The organism is Microcoleus sp. LEGE 07076, from assembly GCF_015207455.1.
Classification (GTDB): Bacteria; Cyanobacteriota; Cyanobacteriia; order Cyanobacteriales; family Microcoleaceae; genus Microcoleus.
Window position 1 is genome coordinate 1 of sequence record NZ_JADEWV010000278.1, and the last position, 6112, is coordinate 6112.

The window sequence follows — 6112 nt, forward strand, 5'->3', positions numbered from 1 at the left end:
GTCCTGGATGAGTTGGATTGTCCGCATTATACGTAGCTGTGTAAATCAAGATAGAACGTAGGTCTGGCAGTTGGTTGGAGGGAATTTTTTCCCGAATTTTGTTCTCCAAATCTTTACGGGTAATGTTTTCATTCCTTTTCTGGCGGAGAAATATTCCTAAATTATTGTAAATATCATCTAACGTTTTAATCGACAAATCATTATACTCTTGAAGATAGTCAGTAAAGGATTGTTTAAAGAGTGCCTCTCCTTGTAATTTGGCCGTGATCCAATCAACTTCTATTTCTACTTTGTTTAACAAAAATTTAGCATCTTCTTCGGTTCCACCACTTTTTTTGACAATTTGAATATAATCTTTGAGAGAATTTGCATTAACAAGGGAATCATCTTCATAGAAGTCGTTGGGATTGCGAACTCGGCGTAACCCATTCACCAAAGGTTCAAGGTCTCTGGATATCCCTGTAGCAACCAAAATAAACAATCGGTAAGTATTTGGGCTGCCCGTATCAATTTCCTTAAACCGCTTAATTTCCTTCCAAAAATGGGACGGTTGTAAGGTGTGAACCTTAACTTCAAGCAATTCAGTAACAAACCCTTGTTCGGGAACAAAAAATTTAGCCTCTACATCACCAATACCTTCCCGAAGCATGGCTGTAAAACCATCCTGTGCTAGCCATAGGGGGATGTGGGCAAGGATAATATGATCTTGAAAGGAGAATCCCCCTTCAGCAATATCCCCACCACGAGATTGCGGTTCTAAAAGTGAAGGAGTCAGGCGATCGCTCTCTGTCATGATTGCTGCTATTACTCAGATAGTTTATTCAAAGGTACATTATCTTCAGTATAATTAGCCTTTTCACCCTGAAGTTTGCTATCAGAAGCATGGGAAGATGGCCCCAACCATTTACCTGTATCTAGCCATAATTCGTAGTAATAAAGCCACAACGCCGTCCACGGGATAATAGTTGTTGCAATTAACATATCGCGCCGCCACTGTTTCTCCTGCGGGTAGTACAGGCACAACGTTCCGTCTTTCCATAAATGTGGTGCTTTTGGTGCTAAGGCAGGACAGATCACCCGCACTGTAGGGAACGAACTGAGCTTATAATACACAGCTACTCGATATTTTTGGGAAAACTGACGAGGCTGAAGTGTGCCGCGCCATACCGCCACGCCACGCTCGCGCCTGTATGCGAAATCTGGGAATCGATGTAAAATATGGAAACTTTGCAGTGCAGGATTAACGATAGGTTGTAGTTGCGAATATTCAAATTTGCTCAGTCCCATGAAATTTGGTAGATTGTGTAGGTGTGTAGATGCCCGAAACTGGCTGGCTTGGCAAAATCAACCCAGTAGAAGTGACAAAAGACTGACCTGGTAAACCGGCTTTCGCGAGTTCCGAGGCACTAATTTCCACTTCTGTAGGGAAATACTCTTCTCCAAAGATTTTTTGCCAGTACAGGATTGCTGTTTCGCGATCGTTGGCTTGCAATGCTTTATCGGCCCAGCCACGCCCCTCTTTAATCCTTTTCATAAAAGTTTCAAAGTGAGAGCGAGTCCAATTCCAAGAAACATTATGTCCCAACATGGGATCTGGAAGATTCGGAGTTGCAGTTGTACTCGTCCAAATTAGATGATCGTACTGGCGATAAATAGCATCTAGCAAATCGTGAAACAGAACTCCTAACGATTGCGTCATGTCCAGACTACCTTTCTGAATATGGTAAATCAACAGAGCACCTAACCAATAACTTTTGGGTTTGCGTGTTTTCATCTGGTAATCGCGGAAATGTTTCAGTAGTTTTCCCAATGGTTTTACTTTGGTATCAAATTTTTCATTTAACTCATTGAGCAAATTAATGTAACCTATTGGATGAGACGGTATCCATTTATTGAAGCCCCGATCTGGAACATACAACAATTTTTCAAATCCATCAGGCGCAATGCAAGGAACGAAATCTAGATGAAAATCTTTGTCCTTAAAATACACATGGATCGAGCGACGTGCTCGCTCAATGTCTAGAGCAGCATAACCTTCATGTCCCAAGGATTCGGGTAACTTATCCAACAACTTCTTTAAATCCAGGATTAGTTTCTTGGCTTCTGGTTCATTAGCCTCCGGGTCTCCGGGAACTCGCACCAGGGTATCAACATCTTTAACATCGCCTACTGCCATGTGTTGAGCATAGGAACCTGCTAGTCGAGTATGCGGATAGACAGTTGAAAAATCTTTGCTGCCTTTAATGTAGTCGCGAATTTTCCAGGGTAACTCTTGGGCTTCTTCGAGCCGTTCTTTAGGTGGCTGAATATTTTTAAGCAGTTCTTCAAAGTAGATGGTAAGAGGAAACATTTATGATTATTACTTGAGTCAATTTATTTCATTAATCTATGATAGCGTACTTTTTTTATATGCCACTGGAAGGACTAAATTACGGTTTTGTTAACCAGGCTATTGTCACGGACAATTTTATCGATAGCGGTACTTTATTCGGTGCTAACCGTTAGCAAAATTCGGGATTTCTTAAATTAGGGCGCTATTTCCACAGTTTTATGCTAAAGTCCTCACTACCGCTAGCTAAAATTTGACCGTCAAAACTAATAGCTAAAGAGGTAACAGGTGCCAAATTGTGAGCGAGGGTTTTAATTTCCTCCCCTGTTTCTAAGTTCCAAATTTTGATAGTTTTATCCTCGCCACCGCTAACTAGAGTCTGCCCGTCTGGACTTATTACTAGAGACAAGACAGAGGCGGAATGTCCGGTCAAAGTACGAAGCAGCTCACCGTTGCTCGGGTTCCATACTTTAATCTCTTTGTCTTGACTGCCACTAACCAGAGTTTGTCCGTCGGGACTAATTGCTACGCATAACACAGGAGCAGAATGACCGACGAGCGTATGGTTACTCCAAATGATGACAGTACAATCGTGGCTGCCGCTGGCTAGAATTTTCCCGTTGGGGTGAACGGCTAGGCAAGTAACACCGCCAGTATGTCTGGCGTAGGTATGCGTTATTTGAGCGGTTTCAAGATTCCAAACGCTGACAGTTGTATCGAAGCTGCCGCTAAATAAAACTGAATTCTTTTTTGGGTGAAAAGCCACGCAAGTTATAGGATTTGAATGCCCTCTTAGGGCTTTAATTTCTTGCCCGGTTTTTAGGTTCCACAATCTAATGGTTTGATCGGTACTAGCACTCGCCAAAGTTTCGCCGTCTGGGCTAATAGCTACAGAAATTACGCTTGTTGAGTGACTTTTAAGTGTATAAAGTTCTTCTTCCTCGATCGGGTTCCAAACTTTGACAACTCCACCGTCGCAACCACTAACGAGGAACTGCCCGTCTGGACTAATAGCGACGCAGCGTACAGGTTGTGAATGTCCAGATGATAAATCGCCCAACGTGCAGTATAAGGCAACTTGTTGCCAATCTATTGAATTTTCCAATGCAGGCTGTACGTTTGAAAAACTCCCAAAGCAATGTTGAGATAACTGGCGAATATCAGACAAAAGTTCTTCATCCCTCTGCATTTTTTGCAACTTTTTTTGCAATCGATACCTTTCTAGCGTAATGGCTACGCGAGGATGCAAAATTTCGTCGATTTCTTGGAGCCGTTGCAAAATTGCCTGAGTATCCGCAAAGCGATTCTGAAGGGGCCGCGCCATGAGTTGGTCGATAAAATCTGCAAACACGGGTGAAACGTGGGGTGCTTCATCGCGCCAAGTTTCTATTTCGTCAGTGTAAAGGTCATGTTCGTAGGAATTGTTGAATTCATTAGGATGCTTTCCGGTTAGCAAATAAACAAAAGTACGACCCAAGGCAAAAAAATCGGATTGTGGGGAAGCTTGACCATTAAATTGCTCCAAGGGAGCGTAGCCAGGGGTATGAATAGTCGTGATTTGCTTGGCTGCGTGTTTTCCTTCGTAAGTGTGGGTGATTTCCCGCACGGTTCCAAAATCTACTAATACCAACAATCCGTTCTGAGAAAGCATGATGTTGGACGGCTTAATATCCCGGTGAAACAACTGATTCTGGTGGAGGTCGCTGAGGATATAAACTAACTCCTCCAACCAAAGACGGGCTTTCTTTTCGCCGATCGGTCGATCGTCCCGCTGGGACATCCAATCTTGCAAATTTTCGCCTTCAATTTTTTGCATTACGAAGCAATGCACTTGTTCCTGACTGTTACCAGGAGTAAATATAAAATACTCTTCACCTTTGGGAATTCCTAAAATCTTGAGGCGGCATAGAACTTCGGCTTCTCGCTTGAATAGTTCTACAGCCTTGGGAGTGTTTTTAATCAAAACTTTTAGAACTTTCGGAGGTCGCCCGCGATCGCTAACCTCGTAAGTTTTGCCAAAGCCGCCTTCTCCTAGCAAGCGAGTGGCGCGATAGCGCCCTTCTAGCAACAAATTAGAACTACAGCTAGAGCAGCGCAATACATTATCGGCATTTTTTGGATTGGGGCAATGAGGATTAACGCACAAGCTCATCTTTGTAATCGGTTGGAAATAGAATCTAGTCAAGTGGAGAGGACACTAAGAGCGAGTCGCCTCGCGTACTGGGCTAATCACTCTCATCAGACCTCAATGCTTTCTGTCTTTCGCAGGGCAGGGGTCATTGCCGTAGCTGTCCTTGTCCCGAATCGTCCCGTCTCGCCGATGAATCACCACCTCCGATCGTTGGTTTTGAGCAATCTCTCGTGCTCTTTCAATCGCTTTCTGCTGGGTGGTGAATACCTGCGTGGCTTTGCTAGCGCCTTCTCCCTCCACTGCCCATCCGGTCTTATGGGGGACAACGTGCTGATTTTTCCCTTCAGCCATATAGTTCACCAGGGTTAATTACCTTTACAATTTAACATAACGTTTTAGAAGGTGTACGTTGAGAACCATAAGAAATGTTAAATTTTTCTTAAGACGTTGAAGGAATGGGTGTATGTTACGGGTAAAGGCAATTCCGTCGCAGTGGAGTTGCAGGAGGCTATCGCAGGAGAGCAAGTGCTATGGAAGGCTTTACCCGTCAAGAAACTCTAGCCCTAACTGGGACAACATCGAGTCGCCTTGCCTACTTGGACAGGACAGGGGTAGTAGTGCCTCAAAAATACGGCAATTCCAAAAAGCCGACGGTAATCTATACATGGGAACAGGTATTAGAGATTCGAGCGATCGGGCATCTCAGGCAAAAAGTTTCCTTGCAGACAGTTAGGAAAATTATTCAGTTCCTTAACGAGACTGGCTTTGATGACAGCCTCAGAAATAAACACTTGGTCGTGGTTAATGATGAAGTTTATTGGGTCAAGCATGATTGGACTGATATGCCCCAGGTAATGAAAGTAGCGGACAAAAAAAATAAAGGCATCGGTCAATTTGTAATGATTGTTATTCCCCAGCTAGCTAACATTATTAAGGATGTGTGGGAAGCGGCTGTTAAGTCTAAAGTTGTAGACTTTGAAAGCTTTAAACAGAGAGCTAAAGCCAAGCCAGATAAAGCAGCTTAGGATAGGGAAGGAGGGTGGAAACCACAATCCAGAAACTTTGCTATCTCATTGAAATTACGCATTCTCAATTCCCTCAAATAGAGAGCGAATCGGTTTTTGTCATAAATATTTATATAAATCATGAATAATAACTCTCAAACAAGTACCTCTCAAGAATCGCTAAGAGCTGCGGTTTTTCAACTTGTTAATGCTGCATATAAAGTGGCTCCTGGTTTAGTAATAGTTGGGATTTTATTAGCAGTATTAATTATCTCAATTACTTTGCTATTTTCTCCTTTAAGACTAGCCTCTTTAATTCTTCTAGTTGTCTTCACCGCCCTATTAATTTTTATCCAAAGAGAGAGCTTTGGAGATGCTACACTATCTTTAGTTGGTGGTCTATTGACTGTTTTAAGAACAGAATGGACAATCAATCTCTACATTACCTTTTGTGTTGCATGGCTTGGCTTTGCCTTGATGGTTTTTCTAATCAGTAGTATTAAACTAGCTACACGGCAAGAAGATATCCTTAAAAGTTCAGCAATTGCACTATCTGAATCGAGTAACAGCGATATTGATACTCTTGAAAAAGAGTTAAATACCTTGGTTAAGTCAAGTGAGAATAAAATACTGAGTCCTATTCAACGA

The 6112-nt window shown here is 42.6% G+C and carries 7 protein-coding genes; 2 read left to right on the plus strand and 5 right to left on the minus strand.

What is annotated here, in order from left to right:
* The 5 genes from IQ270_RS27005 to IQ270_RS27025 all read right to left on the minus strand — a co-directional run.
* On the minus strand, positions 1-793 hold a 793-nt coding region (locus IQ270_RS27005; protein WP_228056743.1), incomplete at its 3' end, for a hypothetical protein.
* Between the two features lie 11 nt (positions 794-804).
* Positions 805-1287 (minus strand): hypothetical protein, encoded by a 483-nt coding sequence (locus IQ270_RS27010; RefSeq protein WP_193976237.1) that lies wholly within the window; start codon positions 1285-1287, stop codon positions 805-807.
* A complete protein-coding gene (locus tag IQ270_RS27015; protein ID WP_193976238.1) occupies positions 1268-2350 on the minus strand; it encodes a nucleotidyltransferase in 1083 nt (360 codons plus the stop codon). Before IQ270_RS27015 ends, IQ270_RS27010 begins: the two co-directional genes overlap by 20 nt.
* Before the next feature lie 184 nt (positions 2351-2534).
* A complete protein-coding gene (locus tag IQ270_RS27020) occupies positions 2535-4481 on the minus strand; it encodes a serine/threonine-protein kinase (RefSeq protein ID WP_193976239.1) in 1947 nt (648 codons plus the stop codon).
* Positions 4482-4574: 93 nt separating this feature from the next.
* The gene (locus IQ270_RS27025; protein ID WP_193976242.1) at positions 4575-4811 is read right to left on the minus strand and encodes a DUF2188 domain-containing protein; all 237 of its coding nucleotides are present in this window, start codon (positions 4809-4811) and stop codon (positions 4575-4577) included.
* A 179-nt stretch (positions 4812-4990) separates the two neighbouring features.
* On the opposite strand from IQ270_RS27025, the gene IQ270_RS27030 reads away from it, so the two are divergent.
* Positions 4991-5485, plus strand: a complete 495-nt coding sequence (locus tag IQ270_RS27030) for a MerR family transcriptional regulator (protein ID WP_193976240.1) — start codon at positions 4991-4993, stop codon at positions 5483-5485.
* Between the two features lie 120 nt (positions 5486-5605).
* The coding region (locus IQ270_RS27035) for a hypothetical protein (RefSeq protein WP_193976241.1) at positions 5606-6112 on the plus strand (507 nt) is incomplete at its 3' end.